Origin of the sequence: Roseicyclus amphidinii, assembly GCF_030163755.1 — a bacterium.
In the GTDB taxonomy this organism is placed as follows: Bacteria; Pseudomonadota; Alphaproteobacteria; order Rhodobacterales; family Rhodobacteraceae; genus Roseicyclus; species Roseicyclus amphidinii.
The window spans coordinates 26,848-43,244 of sequence record NZ_JASJOE010000031.1 but is presented as its reverse complement, the minus strand read 5'-3'; the positions used below and the strand labels follow the sequence as shown (position 1 = coordinate 43,244).

Genomic DNA, 16,397 nt, shown 5'->3' with positions numbered 1-16,397 from the left:
GCAACGCCCGGCCCCTCGTGGTCGCGCAAGGCCTGCGCGGTCCGGGCCAGCAGGCGCAGGTTGCCGGGCAGATGGCGCAGCCCCTCGCGCCCGGCCTCGACCGCCTCGGCGGTCCGGCCAAGCCGGTGCAGCGCCTCCACCAGCCCGTTCCGGGCCCGCTCATGGGTCGGGTCGGTGTCGAGCACGCGGGCAAGAAGCGTGACCGCGTGGGCCAGGTCATCCGGCGCGGATTGCTCGGCCAGCGCGCCGGCCAGACCGACGCGCAGCGGGGTGATCCAGCCCGGCGCGTCGCCCATGCCCTCGAGCTGCGCGGCCAGCGCGCGCACCCGGTCTGCAAAGCTCTCCTCGTCCAAGGCCGCCAGGGATCTGCCCGCCCGTTGTCGCACCGTTACCGGCCCCGACGATAGGACCGCGGGCCGCGGCTTGGCAATGACGGCGCATCGGCACGGCGTATGCACGGGGTGTGTACGGAGTGTGCACGGGATGTGCACGCCCCGCGCGGGGCCAGTTCGGGCCACTCAGCCGGGCGGCGGCGGCAAGACCTCGACTCTCGGCGCGCGGGTGACGTTCCACGCCGGAACCTGCGCGCGGGCGCGCTCCACGGCGGACAGGTCGAGGTCGAGTACCCGCAGCGACGGCGCGTCCTCGCCCATGTCGGCCAGCACCTCGCCCCATGGCCCGACGGCCAGCCCATGCCCGTAGGTCACCCGCCCGTCGGCATGTTGACCCGCCTGCGCGGCGGCCATCACGAAGGCCCCCGTCTCGATCGCGCGGGCACGCAGAAGCACCTCCCAATGCGCGCGGCCCGTGGGCACGGTAAAGGCCGAGGGGATGAACATCAGCACCGCCCCCGCCTGCGCATAGGCGCGATAAAGGTAAGGAAATCTAAGGTCATAGCAGATCGACAGGCCGAACAGCCCCCAGGGCGTCCGCGCCAGCACGGCGCGGTCGCCGGGGGCGAAGCGCTTGGACTCGCCGATGGGCGCCTGCCCCTCGAGCGCCACGTCGAAGAGGTGGATCTTGTCATACTCCGCCACGATCCCGCCCGCGGCGTCGATCAGCGTGGAATGGTTCAGGAACCGCCCGTCCGGCCCCAGAACCGGGGTTGAGCCGGTGTGCAGCCAAAGCCCATGCTTCGCCGCGAGGTCGCGGCAAGCGGCGATGAACGGATCGGTGTCCGCCCCGACGACCTGCTGCCGCGAGGTCTCCGGATCACGGTTCATCAACCCCGCCACCTCCGGCAGCGCCAAAAGCTCCGCCCCCTCATCGGCGGCCTGCCGCGCAAGCGCAGAAACGCTTGAAATATTGGCCTTATGCGTGTCGCCCGAGCACATTTGCGCCAGCGCCACGCGCAGGCTGGCGGCGCTCATGACCGGCTCAGGGTGCGCGCGACCGCATCCTTCCAGCCCGCGTAGCGCGCCGCGCGCGCGGCCTCGTCCATCCGCGGCTCGAAGGTCCGGTCCAGCGCCCATGTGCGGGCAAAGCCCTCGGCATCGGGATAGACGCCCGCACGCATCCCCGCGACCCAGGCCGCCCCCAGCGCCGTCGTCTCCAGCACCTCGGGCCGGTCCACCGGCGCGCCGAGGATGTCGGCGAGGAACTGCATCGTCCAGTCCGACGCGCTCATCCCGCCGTCCACCCTGACGTTGCCGCCACCCGCGCCCTGCCAGTCGGCGGTCATCGCCTCGACCAGGTCGCGCGTCTGGTAGCCGACGCTTTCCAGCGCCGCGCGCGCGAACTCGGCGGGGCCGGAGTTGCGCACGAGGCCATGGATCGCCCCGCGGCAGTCCGGGTCCCAGTAGGGCGCGCCAAGCCCAGTGAAGGCCGGCACGAGGTAAAGCTGCTGCGCGGGGTCCGCGGCCTCGGCCAGCGGGCCGCTTTCGGCGGCGTCCTCGATGATCTTCAGCCCGTCGCGCAGCCATTGCACCACGGCGCCCGCGATGAAGATGGACCCCTCCAGCGCATAGGTGGGCTTGCCGTCGAACTGGTAGGCGATGGTGCCGAGCATCCGGTTCTGCGAGCGGACCAACGTATCGCCCGTGTTCAGAAGCGCGAAGCACCCGGTGCCGTAGGTCGATTTCAGCATCCCCGGCGCGAAACAGGCCTGCCCCAGCGTCGCCGCCTGCTGGTCGCCCGCGACGCCCAGAATGGGGATCGCCCCGCCGAAAAGCGCCGGATCGGTCGTGCCGAACTCGGCGGCGCAATCCCTGACCTCGGGCAGCATGCCCATCGGGATGCGCAGAAGATCGCAGATCTCGGCATCCCAGCGCCCCTCGCGGATGTTGTAGAGCAGCGTGCGCGCGGCGTTGGTCGCGTCGGTGACATGGGCCGCGCCGCCGGTCATGTTCCAGATCAGCCAGCTGTCAACGGTGCCGAAGGCGACCTCGCCCGCCTCGGCCCGCGCGCGCAAGCCGTCCACGTTGTCGAGCAACCACGCGAGCTTGGAGCCCGAGAAATACGGGTCGAGCAGAAGGCCTGTCTTCTCCTGCACCATCGCCTCGTGCCCCTCGGCCTTCAGCGCGGCGCAATGGGCGGCGGTGCGGCGGTCCTGCCAGACGATGGCGTTATGCACGGGCGTGCCGGTCGCCTTGTCCCAGACCACCACGGTCTCGCGCTGGTTGGTGATGCCGATGGCGGCGATATCGGCGGCGGTCACACCGCCCTTGTCCATCGCGGCGCGGCAGGTGGCGAGGACGCTGTCCCAGATCTCGCCCGCGTCATGCTCGACCCAGCCCGACGCCGGGTAATGCTGGGTGAATTCCTGTTGCGCGCTTGCCCCCGGCGACAGGTCCGCGCCGAACAGGATCGCGCGTGTCGACGTGGTGCCCTGATCGATGGCCAGAACATGAGTCATCGGCCCCTCCCCTCTTTTTCGTTTGCCGGTCAGCCTATCCCAAGCCGCAGCACCTGCAAGTCATTGGGCCAAGTCACTCGGCGAAGTCATTGGGCCGCCAGCGCCGGGGCCTCGGCCTTCATGAAGGCGTCGATCCCCTCGATCTGCTCAGGCGTCAGGCGCAGGCCCAGCTTGGAGCGGCGCCAGACGACATCCTCGGCCCGGCGGGCGTATTCGCGCGTCATCAGCCAGCGCAGTTCGCCCTCGGTCAGGGTCGCGCCGAAGTCGCGGCCGAGATCCTCGGGGGTTGTCGCCCCGTCCAGGATCAACGCCGCCTCGGTCCCGTAGGCGCGGACAAGCCGCTTGGCCCAACGCTCGGACAGGAAGGGATAGGCGGCGCGCAGCCCGTCGATCAGCGCCTGCACGCCCTCCACCGGGAAATCCCCGCCGGGCAGGGGCACGCCCGCGGTCCAATGCCCGCGGGTGCCGGGGAAGGCGGGGGAAAGCTTGTTCCACGCATCCTCTGCCAGCTTGCGATAGGTGGTGATCTTGCCGCCGAAGACGTTGAGCAGCACCGGGCCGGTGTCATCGACAGACAACACGTAATCCCGCGTCGCCGCCGTCGCCGACTTGGCCCCGTCATCGTAGAGCGGGCGCACGCCGGAATAGGTCCAGACCACGTCCTCGGCGCTCAGGGCATTGCGGAAATACTGGTTGGCGAAGGCCAGCAGGTAGTCGCGTTCCGCGTCGGTGCAGGTCGCGTCCCGCGGGTCGCCGTGATGCTCGGCGTCGGTGGTGCCGATCAGCGTGAAATCGGTCTCGTAGGGGATGGCGAAGATGATGCGCCCGTCCGAGCCCTGAAAGAAGTAGCACTTGTCATGCTCGGCCACGCGCGGAACGACGATATGCGAGCCGCGCACGAGGCGCACGTTCTCGCGGCTGTTCTGCCGGATGACGCCCTGCACGATATCGGCCACCCAAGGCCCGCCCGCGTTGACCAGCGCGCGGGCCTCGACCACTTCCTCCGCGCCGTCGCGGTCCAGCGTGATGCGCCAGTGATCGCCCGCGCGCTCGGCGGCGACGACCCTTGTCCGCGTCAGGATACGCGCGCCGCGCTCCTCGGCGTCGCGGGCGTTCAGCACGACAAGGCGGGCATCCTCGACCCAGCAGTCGGAATACTCGTAGGCCTTGGTGAAGCGATCCTGAAGCGCCGCGCCCTCGGGCGTGCCGCGCAGGTCCTGCGCCTTGGTGCCCGGCAGGATCTTCCGCCCGCCGAGGTTGTCATAGAGGAACAGGCCCAGCCGGATCAGCCAGTCGGGCCTGCGCCCCTTCATCCACGGCATGAATGTCGTCAGAAGACGCGAGGTCGGCGTGGTGCTGTCGAAGCGCATGTCGCGCGACAGCGGCAGGACGAAGCGCATGGGCCAGCTGATATGCGGCATCGCGCGCAGAAGCGTCTCGCGTTCCTCGAGCGCGTGGCGGACCAGGTTGAACTCGAAGAACTCGAGATAGCGCAGCCCGCCGTGGAACAGCTTGGTCGAGGCCGAGGAGGTCGCGCCGGCCAGATCGCCCATCTCGGCCAGACAGACCGACAGGCCCCGCCCCGCCGCGTCGCGGGCGATGCCGCAGCCGTTGATGCCGCCGCCGATCACGAAAAGGTCGTAGCGCGCGCCCATGGCGACTCCTTCCCCTCGCGGGGTCTGAAAAACGCCCTCTGCCTCTCACCTCATGTTCGTTTTGTCAATTTTCATGTTCGGTTTTTTTCGCTATAGGCGGTCACATGATCATGACCCCGCGCCAATCCGACATCCTCGACCGCGCCCGCCAGATGGGGCGCGTGGCGGTGGAAGAGCTTGCCGAGACCTTCGGCGTCACCGTCCAGACGATCCGCCGCGACCTGACCGAGCTGTGTGACGCGGGGCTGCTTGCCCGCACCCATGGCGGCGCGATGCTGCCCTCGGGGGTGACCAACATCGCCTACGAGGAACGCCGCCGCCTGTCGGCGGATGCGAAAGAGGCGATCGGCCGCGCGGCCGCCGCGCTGATCCCGGCGGGGGCGTCGCTGTTCCTGAACATCGGGACGACGACCGAGGCCGTGGCCCGCGCGCTGGCCGAGACGCCGAACCTGATGGTGGTCACCAACAACCTGAACGTGGCGCAGATCATGAGCACCCATCCGACCGCCGAGGTGATCCTGACCGGCGGGCGGCTGCGCCGCGCCGATGGCGGGCTGACCGGCGACATGGCGGTCGAGACGATCCGGCAATTCAAGGTCGATATCGCCGTGATCGGCGCCTCGGCGCTGGACAGCGAGGGCGATTTGCTCGACTTCGACCCCGACGAGGTGCGCGTCAGCCGCGCGATCCTGTCACAGGCGCGCGCGGCCATGCTGGTGGCCGATCAGGGCAAGCTGAAGCGCGCCGCGCCCGTGCGGATCGGCTCGCTCCGCGATCTCGACCGTTGGGTGACGGATGCCGCGCCCCCGCCCGCGCTGCGCCAGCTCTGCGCCGAGGCGGGCACGCGGGTCACGATTGCGGAACCCGCGCGATGAGGCGCTCGACCTCGGGGCCGAGCGCCTCGACGATCAGGGCGACGCCCGCGGCGTTGGGGTGGATGCCGTCAGGTTGCATGTAGGTGGCAAGGGCGGTGGCCGGATCGGCCTCGGCCGCGTCGGTCAGCGCGCCGAGGAAGCTGTCGACATGGAGAACGCCGTAGGCTTCGGCCAGCTCGGGATACATCGCGTCGAAGGCGGCCTTGAACTCCGGCCCGTAGTTGCCCGGCGCAGACAGGCCCACCAGCAGCACTTCCACCCCGGCCTCGGCTGCCGCGGACAGGATGCCGTCGAGGTTCGCCCGGCTCGCTTCGGGCGGGATGCCGCGCAGCAGGTCGTTGCCGCCAAGCGCCACGATCATCGCGTCCACCTCGGGCGTGAGCGTCCAGCCGACGCGCGCCAGCCCGCCGGCGGTGGTGTCGCCCGAGACGCCCGCGTTGATCACGCGCACCTCGTGGCCGCGGTCGCGCAGCCACGCCTGAAGCTGCGGGACGAACCCCTCGTCCTGCACCAGCCCGTAGCCCTGGGTCAGGCTGTCGCCCAGTGCGGCGATGGTCAGCTCTTCCGCCGCGGCGGGCGACGCGACCATCAGCGCCAGCGCCAGCGCCTTGCCCGTGCGGGCCAAGGCCCCATATGCCAAGGACCGAAGTGAACCGAGGCGTTTAGTGATGACCGATCCCGTCCTGTCCCTGACCGATGCGCGCCTGTCGCTCGATGGCAACGCCGGCCGCGTCGATATCCTGCACGGCATCACGCTGCAGGTGGGCAAGGGGGAAACCGTGGGGCTTACGGGGCCGTCGGGGTCTGGCAAGTCGTCTCTCCTCATGCTCATGGGCGGGCTGGAACGTGCCACCGGGGGCGAGGTCCGGGCGCTGGGGCAGGACCTGACCGCGATGAACGAGGATCAGCTCGCCCGCTTTCGCAGGGAGAATATGGGGGTGGTGTTCCAATCCTTCCACCTGATCCCGACGATGACGGCGCTGGAAAACGTAGCGACCCCGCTGGAACTGGCAGGCCACGCCGATGCCTTCGAGCGGGCCGAGGCGGAACTGGCCGCCGTGGGCCTCGCCTCCCGCGCGCATCACTACCCCAGCCAGATGTCGGGCGGCGAGCAGCAGCGCGTCGCGCTGGCCCGTGCCGCGGCACCGCGGCCCGCGATCCTTCTGGCCGATGAGCCGACCGGCAATCTCGACGGCACCAACGGGCAGGCGATCATGGACATGCTCTTCGGGTTGCGCGACCGGCACGGGGCGACGCTGGTTCTGGTCACCCACGCCCCCGAACTGGCCGCGCGTTGCGACCGCGAGGTGCGGCTGCGCGACGGGCGGCTGGACGCCGACGCGCTGAGGGATGCCGCGGAATGAGCGTCGCGCTTCGCATCGCGCGGCGGGAATTGCGCGGGGGGCTGAAGGGGTTTCGCATCTTCCTTGCCTGCCTTGCGCTTGGCGTGGCCGCCATCGCCGCGGTCGGATCGGTGCGCGAGGCGATCCAGTCGGGGCTGACGCGCGAGGGGGCGGTGATCCTCGGCGGGGATGCCGAGATGTCCTTTACCTATCGCTTCGCCTCCGAGGTCGAGCGGGCGTGGATGGAGGCCACCGCGCTGCGCGTCTCCGAGACGGTCGATTTCCGCTCGATGGTCGTGGTCGACCGCGGCGAGACCCCCGAACGCGGACTGACGCAGGTGCGCGGCGTCGACGGGGCCTATCCGCTTTACGGCACGGTCGCGCTGGACCCCGCCATTCCCTTGGAGGAGGCGCTGGCCACCACGGACCGCCCCGGCGCGGTCATGGACCAGCTGTTGATCGACCGGCTGGCGCTTGCGGTGGGTGACACCTTCCGCCTCGGCACGCAGGACTTCGAGCTGCGCGCGGCACTTGTCACCGAACCGGACGGGGCGTCGGGCGGCTTCGGCCTGGGCCCGCGGACCATCGTGACGCTGGAGGGGCTGGAGGGCTCGGGCCTGCTTGCGCCCGGCACGCTTTACGACAGCCAGTATCGCCTTGCCCTGCCCGAGAGGGCGGAGCTTGCCGCGCTGGCCGAGGACGCGCGCGCGCGTTTCGAGGACACCGGCATGCGCTGGCGCGACAGCCGCAACGGCGCGCCGGGCGTGCAGGAATTCGTCGACCGGATCGGGGCCTTCCTCGTGCTGGTGGGGCTGGCCGGGCTCGCCGTGGGCGGTGTCGGCGTCTCGGCCGCCGTGCGCGCCTATCTCGACGGCAAGGTCGAGACCATCGCCACGCTCAAGACGCTGGGGGCCGAGGGGCGGACGATCTTCGCTGCCTATTTCGCGCAGGTGGGGCTGTTGACGCTGGTAGGGCTGGCCATGGGCCTGGCCCTCGGGGCCGCCCTGCCCTTCGTCTTCGCCCCGCTGATCGCCGCGCAACTGCCGGTGCCCATCGCCTTCGCGGTCTACCCCGGCCCATTGGCCGAGGCTGCGCTTTACGGTGCGTTGACCGCGCTGATCTTCACGCTCTGGCCGCTCGCCCGCACCGAACAGGTGCGCGCGGCGGCGCTGTTCCGCGATGCCTCGGGGCCGGTGAGGGCATGGCCGCGGCCCATCTGGGTGGGTTTGACCCTCGCGCTGGCGGCAACGCTGGTGGGGGCCGCGACATGGCTGTCGGGGATCGAACGGCTGGCGCTTGGAACGGCGGGCGGCATCCTTGGCGCGCTTCTGCTGCTGGCGCTGGCGGCGCGCGGCATCCGAGCGCTGGCGCGCCGGTTGGCGCGGTCGAAAGCCGTCCGCGGGCGCACCGCGCTGCGCACGGCGCTTGGCGCGGTCGGCGGGCCGGGGTCGGAGGCTACGAGCGTCGTCCTGTCGCTCGGCCTCGGGCTGGCCGTTCTGGCGTCGGTCGGGCAGATCGACAGCAACCTGCGCGCCGCGATCCAGCGTGACCTGCCTGAGGTCGCGCCGTCGTATTTCTTCGTCGATATCCAGCCCGACCAGCTGCAGCCCTTCCTCGACCGCGTCACCACCGACCCTGCCGTCAGCCGGGTGGACACCGCGCCGATGCTGCGCGGCATCATCACGCGGATTAACGGCGCGCGCGCGCAGGAGGTGGCGGGCGATCACTGGGTGATCCAGGGCGACCGGGGCGTGACATACACCACCACCGCCCCGCCCGCCGAGGAGATCGTCGCGGGCACATGGTGGCCCGACGACTACAGCGGCCCGCCGCTGATGGCCTTCGCCGCCGAAGAGGCGATGGAGATCGGCATCGGCGTCGGCGACACGATCACCGTCAACATCCTCGGCCGCGACATCGAGGCCGAGATCGCCGCGCTCCGCGAGGTGAGCTTCGAGAACGCGGGGATCGGCTTCGTCGTGACCATGTCGCCCAACGCGCTGGCGGGCGCACCGCACACCCATATCGCCACCGTCTACGCCGAGGAGGCGGCCGAGGCCGCCATCCTGCGCGACGTGGCCGGGGCCGCGCCCAACATCACCGCGATCCGCGTGCGCGACGCGCTCGACCGCGTGGCCGAGGCGTTGCGCAGCCTTGCCGCCGCGACCTCCTACGGGGCGGGGGCGACGCTGGTGACGGGGTTCATCGTGCTGATCGGCGCGGCGGCGGCGGGCGAGCGGGGGCGCGTCTTCGAAGCGGCGGTGCTGAAGACGCTGGGCGCCACGCGCGGGCGCATCCTGTTGAGCTTCGCGCTCCGCTCCGCCTTTCTTGGCGCAGCGGCGGGGGCGGTGGCGATCCTGGCGGGCGCGCTGGGGGGCTGGGCGGTGATGACCTTCGTGATGGACACGTCCTATCGCTTCGAGCCCGTGTCCGCGATTGCCATCGTGCTGGGCGGGGCGCTGGCCACGCTGCTCGCGGGGCTTGCCTTTGCGTGGCGGCCGCTGGCCACGCGCCCCGCCCGCGTGTTGCGCGCGCGCGACTGACGCAGGCAGGACGCAGCGGGCACCCTTGCCAATCGGCAGCGAAGGGCGCACCTGCAGCGCATGTTGCGCCCGTTTCGTTCCCTCTTCGGCCGTCGTGCCGCCGACCTGCCCCCCGAGGGGGGGCCGAGGCACGAGGATCTGCCGCGCCCGCAGAGCACGTGCTATATCGTGGGCGACCTGCACGGGCGCGCCGACCTGCTCGAGCTGATGCTCGAACTGATCGACGCGCATATCGGCGGCACCGGCAGCGCCGATCCCAAGCTGGTTTTCGTGGGCGACTACATCGACCGCGGCCCCGACAGCGCGGGGGTGCTGACCCGGTTGCGCGAGCTGACCCGCGATTTCCCCGAGAACGTCGCCTGCCTGATGGGCAATCACGAGCGGATGCTGCTCGACGTGCTGGCCGACCCGGCCTTGCGCGGCCCGCGCTGGCTGCGCGAGGGCGGGGCGGCGACGCTGGACAGCTTCGGCATCCGCAGCGACCCGCTGCTGGGCCCCGCGCCGGAGCCCGACGCCTGGATCAGCGCCGCCGCACGGCTGGCCGAGGCGCTTGGCGCGGAGGGACGCGACTGGCTGAACGGGCTGCCGCTCAGCTGGCACTCGGGCAATCTCTGGGCGGTGCATGCGGGCGCCGACCCGGCGCGCGGGATGGCGGACCAGACCCCACGGGTTCTGCTGTGGGGCCACCCCGAGTTCGACAGCGCGATCCGCGGCGATGACGCGTGGATCGCCCATGGCCATGTCGAGCGGGACAGGCCGGTCTTTGCCGAGGGGCGGATCGCGCTTGATACCGCGGCCTGGTCCACCGGCAAGCTGACCGCCGTCGCCATCAAGCCCGACGGCAGCCACGCCTTTCTTCAGACCTGAACCGGGGCGGGCGCCTCAGCGGTTCAGCTTTTCCTCGGCCCCGTCCTCGATCCGGGTCTGCCACAGGGGCACGCCCTTGCGGAAGGCCGCGCGCCCGATCATGTGCGCGGCCACCGGGGCCGTCACCAGCAGGAACAGGATCGCGGCAAGTGCCCGCGTGATCGTCGCGGCGTCCGCGAAATAGATCGCCCCCGCGCCCAGGATCAGCCCCGAGCCCAGCGTGCCCGCCTTGGTCGAGGCATGCATCCGGATCAGCACGTCCGGCAGGCGCAAGACGCCAAGCCCCGCCACGAAACAGAAGAAACCGCCCAGCAGCACCATGGCCGCCATGATCCATTCAGCCATTGCTTTCGCCCTCCGCCGCCGGTGTCTCTTGCTTGGTGTCGCGCGTTACCGTCGTGTTGCGCCGCTCGACGTAGCGGGCAAGCGCGACGGTGGCGAGGAAGCCGACCAGCGCCAGCACGATGGCCACGTCGATGAAGGCCGTGTCGTCCGAAAGCATCGCGTAGAGCCCGCAGAAGCTGACGATGAGAACCGTCATCATGTCCAGCGCCACCACCCGGTCGGGCAGGCTGGGACCGAGGATCAACCGGATGAAGGCGAAGGCCACGCCCAGCATCACGAGAACGAAAGAGATGTCGATTGCCGTGCCGAGAATATCCATGTCCCTACTCCGTCGCCTCGATGACCCAACGCTCCATCCCGTCCTTGATCTGCCGCCGGATCTCGTCGGGGTCATCGGCGAACATGGCGTGGATGTAGAGCGTTTCGCCATCCTCGGTCACGTCCAGGCTGAGGGTGCCCGGCGTCAACGTGATCAGGTTCGTCACCAGCAGCACATCCATCTCGCGCCGCACGGTGAGCGGCACCGAGATGATGCCGGGCCGGGCCTTGTGCTGCGGGGTCAGCACGTCCCAGACCACCTGCAGCGACGAGACGACCAGCTCGTAAAGGAACAGCACGATCAGCTTGGCCCATTTCGTCGCCCGGCGGAAATAGCTTTCGCATCCCGGAAACAGCGACCGCGTGAGCCAGAGGCAACCCGAGCCGATCACGAAGCCCACCGCGAGACCGCCCAGCGTGATGTTGCCGGTCAGCGCCGCCCAGGCGAGCGCCAGCAGGATGTTGAGCGCGAAGACGTTGATCATTCCGTCACCTCCATCAGGGCAAGGCCCGTGGGCGCTTCGGTCTCGGCCGTCGCGCCCAGCACGGCGGCGACATAGTCCGACGGGTCGAGAAGCTGCGCGGCCGAGCGTTCGGCGAATTGAACGAAGGGTTCGGGGAAGAAGCCGATGATGCAGGTCAGCACCGCCAGCGCCGCGATGGGCGTCAGGAGCGCCGCGCGGTCCTTGCCCTCGAGGCGCGACAGCCGCGGCTCGACGCCCTCGGGGTGCGGCTTCCAGAAGGCATAGCCCCAGATCTTCGTCATCGAGTAGATCGTCAGAAGCCCCACGACCAGCGCCACCGCGGCGATCCACCAGGCCCCGGCGTCCAGCGAGGCCTTGACCAGCACGTATTTCGCCCAGAACCCCGAGAGCGGCGGGAAGCCCGCCAGCGAAAAGGCCGGGATCAGGAACAACAAACCCAGGAACGGCGCATACCGATAAAGCCCGCCGATCCGGTCGAGGTCGGTCGACCCCGCGATCCGCTGCGCCACGCCCGCGACGAGGAACAGGTTCGCCTTCACGATGATGTGGTGCACCAGGTAGAAGACCGCGCCGACGATGGCGAGCGGCGTGAACAGCGCAAGGCCGAGGATCATGTAGCCGATCTGGCTGACGATGTGGAACGACAGGATGCGCCGGATGTCGTTCATCGCCGCCGCCCCCAGGACGCCCGTCACCATGGTGAAGCCCGCCACCCACAGAAGGATCGTGTGGGTATAGGCGATGTCGGTCGTGAAGATCAGGGTGAAGGTCCGGATCAGCGCGTAGACGCCGACCTTGGTCAACAGCCCCGCGAATATGGCCGAGACCGCGATCGCGGGCGTGTGGTAGCTCGCCGGCAGCCAGAAGAAGAGCGGGAAGACCGCGGCCTTCACCCCGAAGGCGATCATGAAGAGAATGGCGATCAGAACGAGCAGGCCCTCGTTCTCGACCTCCTGCACGGCGCCGTGCAGGTCGGCCATGTTGAGCGTTCCGGTCATGCCGTAGAGCAGGCCGACGCCCGACAGGAACAGGATCGTCGAGACGAGGTTCAGCGTCACGTACTTGATCCCGCCGTCAAGCTGCACCTTGCGCCCGCCGAGGATCAGCAGCCCGAAGGACGAGATCAGCATGACCTCGAACCAGACATAGAGGTTGAAGAGGTCGCCGGTCAGGAACGCCCCGCAGACCCCGGCAAGCAGCACCTGGAACAGCGCGTGATACCCCAGCGCCTCTTTCTTGGTGTCGATGTCCGACAGCGCGTAGACCGCGACGGCCAGCCCGGTGATCCCGGTGATGACGACCATCACCGCCGACAACAGGTCTGCCACCAGCGTGATGCCGAAGGGCGCCGCCCATTCGCCCATCTGGGCCGCGATCACGCCCTGGTCGAGCACGTCGACCATCAGGATGATGGACGCGACCAAAAGGCCCGCCGAACCGATGACCGACAGCCACCGCCCCTCGGGGCCTGCGCGGAACAGGAAGGCCAGCACCGCCGTGGCGAAGGGGATGATGATGGGGCTTGCGAGAACCCAGCTCATTTGCCGCCCTCCTCGGGCTCGGCGAGACGCATCTCGTCGGAATTCAGGGTGCCGAGGTTCTGGTAGGTCCGGTAGACCAGCGTCAGCGCGAAGGCGAACAGGCCGAAGCCGATCACGATCGCGGTCAGAACCAGCGCCTGCGGCAGCGCGTTGGCGACGGTCCCCAGCGGCGCGTCCGCGCCCTCGGGGATCAGCGGCGGCGCCTCGGCCGTCAGGCGGCCCGAGGCGAAGATGATCAGGTTGGCCGCGTTCGAGATCAGGATCAGCCCGAAGAGAAAGCGCAGCACGTTGCGCGCCAGCATCAGGTAGACCGAGGCCGCGACGAGGACGCCGACCATGATGGCGACAAGGATCTCCATCAGACTTCCTCCTCCAGCGCGAGAACAAGGGTCAGGATCGACCCGAAGACCACGAGATAGACCCCGATGTCGAAGACGAGGACCGAACTGATCGGCAGGCCCTTGTCATCGGGGTCGGCGGGGTCGGCGCCCGCGAACCACCATTGCCCGGTAAAGAAGGCTTCGCCGAAGAAGGCGGCGAAGACCCCCGCGGCCAGCGCGATGCCGAGGCCGACCATGGCGATGTTCTGCGGCTCGTAGCGGAGCGTGCGGCGCGTGGCCTCGGCCCCCTGCGCGATGGCATAGAGCACGAAGCCGGTGGCCCCGATCAGCCCGCCGATGAAGCCGCCGCCGGGCAGGTTGTGACCACGCAGAAGCATGAAGATCGAGAACAGCAGCAGAAGCGAGGTCAGAAGCCGCGTCGCGGCCACGAGGATGATGGAGTTGTTCATTTCCGGCCCTCCTCGATCTCGTCATCGGTGTTGCCGTAGCGCGTGCCGCGCAGCAGCGCATAGGCCGAGAGCGCCGCGATCACGACCACGGCGATCTCGCCGAAGGTGTCGATGGCGCGGAAGTCGACGAGGATCACGTTGACGATGTTGCGCCCGTAGGCCTCGGGCCAGCTGGCGACCTCGAAATAATCGGTGATGCGGCGGTCGATGTCGCCCTGCAGGACGGCGACCATCACCAGCGTGACCAGCACGCCCACGACGCCCGCAAGCGCGGCATGGAGGGGCCGCCGCTTGCGATCCTTGGCAAGACCCAGATGCGGCAGTTTCAGCATGGCCACGGCGACCAGCACCACGACCAGCGTTTCCACCAGAAGCTGCGTGATCGCCACGTCGGGCGCGGAGAACATGATGAAGATCAGCGCGACGCCGATGCCCACCACGCCCAGCGCGGCGATGGCGGTCATCCGGCTTTGGGTGATCGCGGTCAGGATCGCGCCGGCGGTGATGAACACGAGCACGGCCCAGTGCTTGAACAGCAGCCCGTCGAACTCGCCCGCCCAGTCGACACGGAAATTCAGGACGTCCTTGAGATACATCGTGGCCCCCACGCCGATGGCGAGCGTGGCGAAGATGGTGAAGATGTAGCGTTGCAACACGCCCGATTGCAGGATGCCGGTCTGCCACGCGGCCAGCGCCTTCAGCCCGTCGAGCACGCGGTCCCAGCCCGGATCGAACTTGATCGGGTTCGCCTCCATCACCCGGCCGAGCCAGGCGCGCATGGGCCGGTGGACCGTGTAGAGCAGCGCACCGGTGGCGAAGGTGGCCAGCGACAGCAGGAAGGCCGCGTTCACCTCGCGGAAGAGGTAGAGATCGACGGTATAGTCGTAGTCGCCATACACCGCCCAGGTGCCGGGCGCGACCAGCCAGGCCTCGACCGTATCGGGAAACAGGCCGAAGCCCAGCGAGAACACGCCAAGGATGATCGGCCCGATCCACATCGCCCAGGGCCCTTCATGCGGGGTCTGGGGCGTGTCGGCATCGGCGAGCTTGCCCGTGAAGGGGCGCAGCACCGCGATACCGGCGGCGACGAACATCAGCACCGAGGCCGCGAAGATCGTGCCGGTGATCCAGATGGTCGCCTGCTCGTGGCCGAGGCCCGCCTTGTAGAGGAACTCCTTGCCGATGAAGCCCACGAAGGGCGGAATGCCCGCCATCGAGATCGCGGCCAGCGCGCCGCCGAGGAAGGTCAGCGGCATCTTGCGGCCAAGGCCGCGCAGACGGTCGGCCTCGCGCGTGCCGGTCTCGTGATCGACGATCCCGATCATCAGGAAGAGCGCCGCCTTGTAGAGCGAGTGGACGACGAGGAACGCCATCATCCCCTTGATCGCATCGGGCGAGCCGGTGCCGATGAAGAGCGTCAGCGCGCCCAGCGCCATCAGCGTGGTATAGGCCAGCACCTGCTTGATGTCGGTCTGCCGCACCGCAAGGATCGAGGCGAAGACGGTGGTGAAGCCGCCCGCGATGACCAGCGTCCAGAACCACAGCTCGCTGTCGCCGAGCGCCGGGTTGACCCGCGCCATCAGGTAGACGCCCGCCTTCACCATCGTGGCAGAATGCAGGTAGGCCGACACGGGCGTGGGCGCGGCCATGGCGTTGGGCAGCCAGAAATGGAACGGGAACTGCGCCGACTTGGTGAAGGCACCGGCAAGGAACAGGATCACGATGGGCACGTAAAGCGGGTGTGCGCGGATCATGTCGCCCTGTTGCAGGATGACCGACAGCTCGAAGCTGCCCGCCACGTTGCCCAGAAGGATCATGCCCGCCAGCAGCGCAAGGCCCCCGGTGCCGGTGACCAACAGCGCCTGCAGCGCCGAGCGGCGCGATTTCGCCTCGTCCGAGGAGAAGCCGATCAGGAGGTAGGAGGAGATCGTCGTGATCTCCCAGAACACGAAGAGCGCGATCAGGTTGTCCGACAGGACAAGGCCCAGCATGCCCACCATGAACATCATCAGGAACAGCACGAAGCGCGGGTATTCGGGGTGGGTGCCCAGGTATTTCGTCGAATAGAGCGTCACCAGCGCCCCGATCCCCGAGATCAGCAGCGCAAAGGTCAGCGACAGCCCATCGATCAGCACGGACAGCCGGATGTCCATCGACGGCACCCAGTCGAGCGCCAGCAGCACCGTGTTCCCGGCCGAGACCGGGCCGACATATTGCAGCATCCAGACAAAGATCGCGGCGGGTATCGCCACCGAGATCCAACCCGCCGGGCCACCGTAGACCCGCGGCACCTCTGCGCTTGATTTCGCCACCCCTTTGGTCCCTCTGTTGTTAGGCCGTCATCGCCATGGCGTTTCGTTATGTGCTTGTCGCATCCGCATCATGCAGCGTGACCGGTGTCGAGAAGCCGGCCGGCTTCACCACCAGCACCGGACACGGACAATCCCGAACCAATCCCTCGGCCACCGGACCGGTGAGCGCGACGACCAGATCATGCCCCTCGCGCAGCACCATGCGGATCACCTCGACCGCCGCATCGCCGTGCAAGACGGCCTCGCTTGCGTCCAGCCCGGCCTGCCGCGCTGTCTCGGCAGCTTCGGCAAGCCGTGCGCGACGCATGGCAAGGTCGTCAGCACTGGTGCCGTGCCGCTCGATCACATCAACGACGGTCAGGGCGGCACCATTAGCCTGCGCGAGGCGCACGGCCTCGGCCACGACGGCATCCTGCGCCGTCCCCGCCCCCTGCACCGCCAGTATGGAATTGAATGCCGTCATCCACCT

Annotated in this window: 17 protein-coding genes; 4 read left to right on the top strand and 13 right to left on the bottom strand. The window is 69.1% G+C overall.

From position 1 onward, the window contains the following. The 4 genes from QQK83_RS11630 to glpD all read right to left on the bottom strand — a co-directional run. Positions 1-353 (bottom strand): tetratricopeptide repeat protein (locus QQK83_RS11630; RefSeq protein WP_284264390.1); only part of this gene is annotated, 353 nt, incomplete at its 3' end. Positions 354-518: 165 nt separating this feature from the next. After that, complete coding sequence (locus QQK83_RS11625; protein WP_284264388.1) at positions 519-1,370, bottom strand: carbon-nitrogen hydrolase family protein; 852 nt, start codon at positions 1,368-1,370, stop codon at positions 519-521. Then, positions 1,367-2,854, bottom strand: coding sequence for a glycerol kinase GlpK (glpK, locus tag QQK83_RS11620; RefSeq protein ID WP_284264386.1), 1,488 nt, complete (start codon positions 2,852-2,854; stop codon positions 1,367-1,369). The genes QQK83_RS11625 and glpK overlap by 4 nt, the downstream gene beginning before the upstream one ends. Positions 2,855-2,940: 86 nt before the next feature. Beyond that, positions 2,941-4,509, bottom strand: a complete 1,569-nt coding sequence (gene glpD / locus QQK83_RS11615) for a glycerol-3-phosphate dehydrogenase (RefSeq protein ID WP_284264384.1) — start codon at positions 4,507-4,509, stop codon at positions 2,941-2,943. Positions 4,510-4,613: 104 nt separating this feature from the next. On the opposite strand from glpD, the gene QQK83_RS11610 reads away from it, so the two are divergent. Next, on the top strand, positions 4,614-5,384 hold the full coding sequence (locus QQK83_RS11610; protein WP_284264383.1) for a DeoR/GlpR family DNA-binding transcription regulator: 771 nt from the start codon (positions 4,614-4,616) through the stop codon (positions 5,382-5,384). Here the strand turns inward: QQK83_RS11610 and QQK83_RS11605 are convergent. Beyond that, positions 5,359-5,973 carry an arylesterase gene (locus QQK83_RS11605; RefSeq protein WP_284264392.1) on the bottom strand — a complete coding sequence of 205 codons (615 nt, stop codon included), beginning with the start codon at positions 5,971-5,973 and terminating at the stop codon, positions 5,359-5,361. The two genes, QQK83_RS11610 and QQK83_RS11605, sit on opposite strands and share 26 nt — an antisense overlap. A 79-nt stretch (positions 5,974-6,052) precedes the next feature. Between QQK83_RS11605 and QQK83_RS11600 the strand changes: the two genes are divergently transcribed. Genes QQK83_RS11600 through QQK83_RS11590 form a run of 3 tightly spaced genes read left to right on the top strand, consistent with a single transcriptional unit; the run spans position 6,053 to position 10,137 of the window. Next, a complete protein-coding gene (locus QQK83_RS11600) occupies positions 6,053-6,748 on the top strand; it encodes an ABC transporter ATP-binding protein (protein WP_284264381.1) in 696 nt (231 codons plus the stop codon). Continuing rightward, on the top strand, positions 6,745-9,270 hold the full coding sequence (locus QQK83_RS11595; RefSeq protein ID WP_284264379.1) for an ABC transporter permease: 2,526 nt from the start codon (positions 6,745-6,747) through the stop codon (positions 9,268-9,270). Before QQK83_RS11600 ends, QQK83_RS11595 begins: the two co-directional genes overlap by 4 nt. A 60-nt stretch (positions 9,271-9,330) precedes the next feature. Next, entirely contained in the window at positions 9,331-10,137 is an 807-nt protein-coding gene (locus QQK83_RS11590; RefSeq protein WP_284264378.1) for a metallophosphoesterase family protein, read from the top strand. Between the two features lie 15 nt (positions 10,138-10,152). Here QQK83_RS11590 and mnhG read toward each other — a convergent pair whose 3' ends face one another. From mnhG to QQK83_RS11550, 8 genes are read right to left on the bottom strand one after another with little or no spacing between them, the layout of a single operon-like run. Continuing rightward, positions 10,153-10,482: a monovalent cation/H(+) antiporter subunit G gene (mnhG, locus tag QQK83_RS11585; protein ID WP_284264377.1), complete on the bottom strand. Its 330-nt coding sequence runs from the start codon at positions 10,480-10,482 to the stop codon at positions 10,153-10,155. Continuing rightward, entirely contained in the window at positions 10,475-10,801 is a 327-nt protein-coding gene (locus QQK83_RS11580) for an MrpF/PhaF family protein (protein ID WP_284264376.1), read from the bottom strand. Before QQK83_RS11580 ends, mnhG begins: the two co-directional genes overlap by 8 nt. A 4-nt stretch (positions 10,802-10,805) precedes the next feature. Further along, positions 10,806-11,285: a Na+/H+ antiporter subunit E gene (locus QQK83_RS11575; protein ID WP_284264375.1), complete on the bottom strand. Its 480-nt coding sequence runs from the start codon at positions 11,283-11,285 to the stop codon at positions 10,806-10,808. Further along, positions 11,282-12,826 (bottom strand): Na+/H+ antiporter subunit D, encoded by a 1,545-nt coding sequence (locus QQK83_RS11570; protein ID WP_284264374.1) that lies wholly within the window; start codon positions 12,824-12,826, stop codon positions 11,282-11,284. The genes QQK83_RS11575 and QQK83_RS11570 overlap by 4 nt, the downstream gene beginning before the upstream one ends. Continuing rightward, the gene (locus tag QQK83_RS11565; RefSeq protein ID WP_284264373.1) at positions 12,823-13,185 is read right to left on the bottom strand and encodes a Na+/H+ antiporter subunit C; all 363 of its coding nucleotides are present in this window, start codon (positions 13,183-13,185) and stop codon (positions 12,823-12,825) included. Before QQK83_RS11565 ends, QQK83_RS11570 begins: the two co-directional genes overlap by 4 nt. Continuing rightward, positions 13,185-13,616, bottom strand: coding sequence for a Na+/H+ antiporter subunit B (locus tag QQK83_RS11560; protein WP_284264371.1), 432 nt, complete (start codon positions 13,614-13,616; stop codon positions 13,185-13,187). Before QQK83_RS11560 ends, QQK83_RS11565 begins: the two co-directional genes overlap by 1 nt. Further along, positions 13,613-15,928, bottom strand: a complete 2,316-nt coding sequence (locus QQK83_RS11555; protein WP_284264370.1) for a putative monovalent cation/H+ antiporter subunit A — start codon at positions 15,926-15,928, stop codon at positions 13,613-13,615. Before QQK83_RS11555 ends, QQK83_RS11560 begins: the two co-directional genes overlap by 4 nt. A gap of 46 nt (positions 15,929-15,974) precedes the next feature. Further along, positions 15,975-16,391: a universal stress protein gene (locus QQK83_RS11550; RefSeq protein ID WP_284264369.1), complete on the bottom strand. Its 417-nt coding sequence runs from the start codon at positions 16,389-16,391 to the stop codon at positions 15,975-15,977. Between the last annotated feature and the right edge of the window lie 6 nt (positions 16,392-16,397).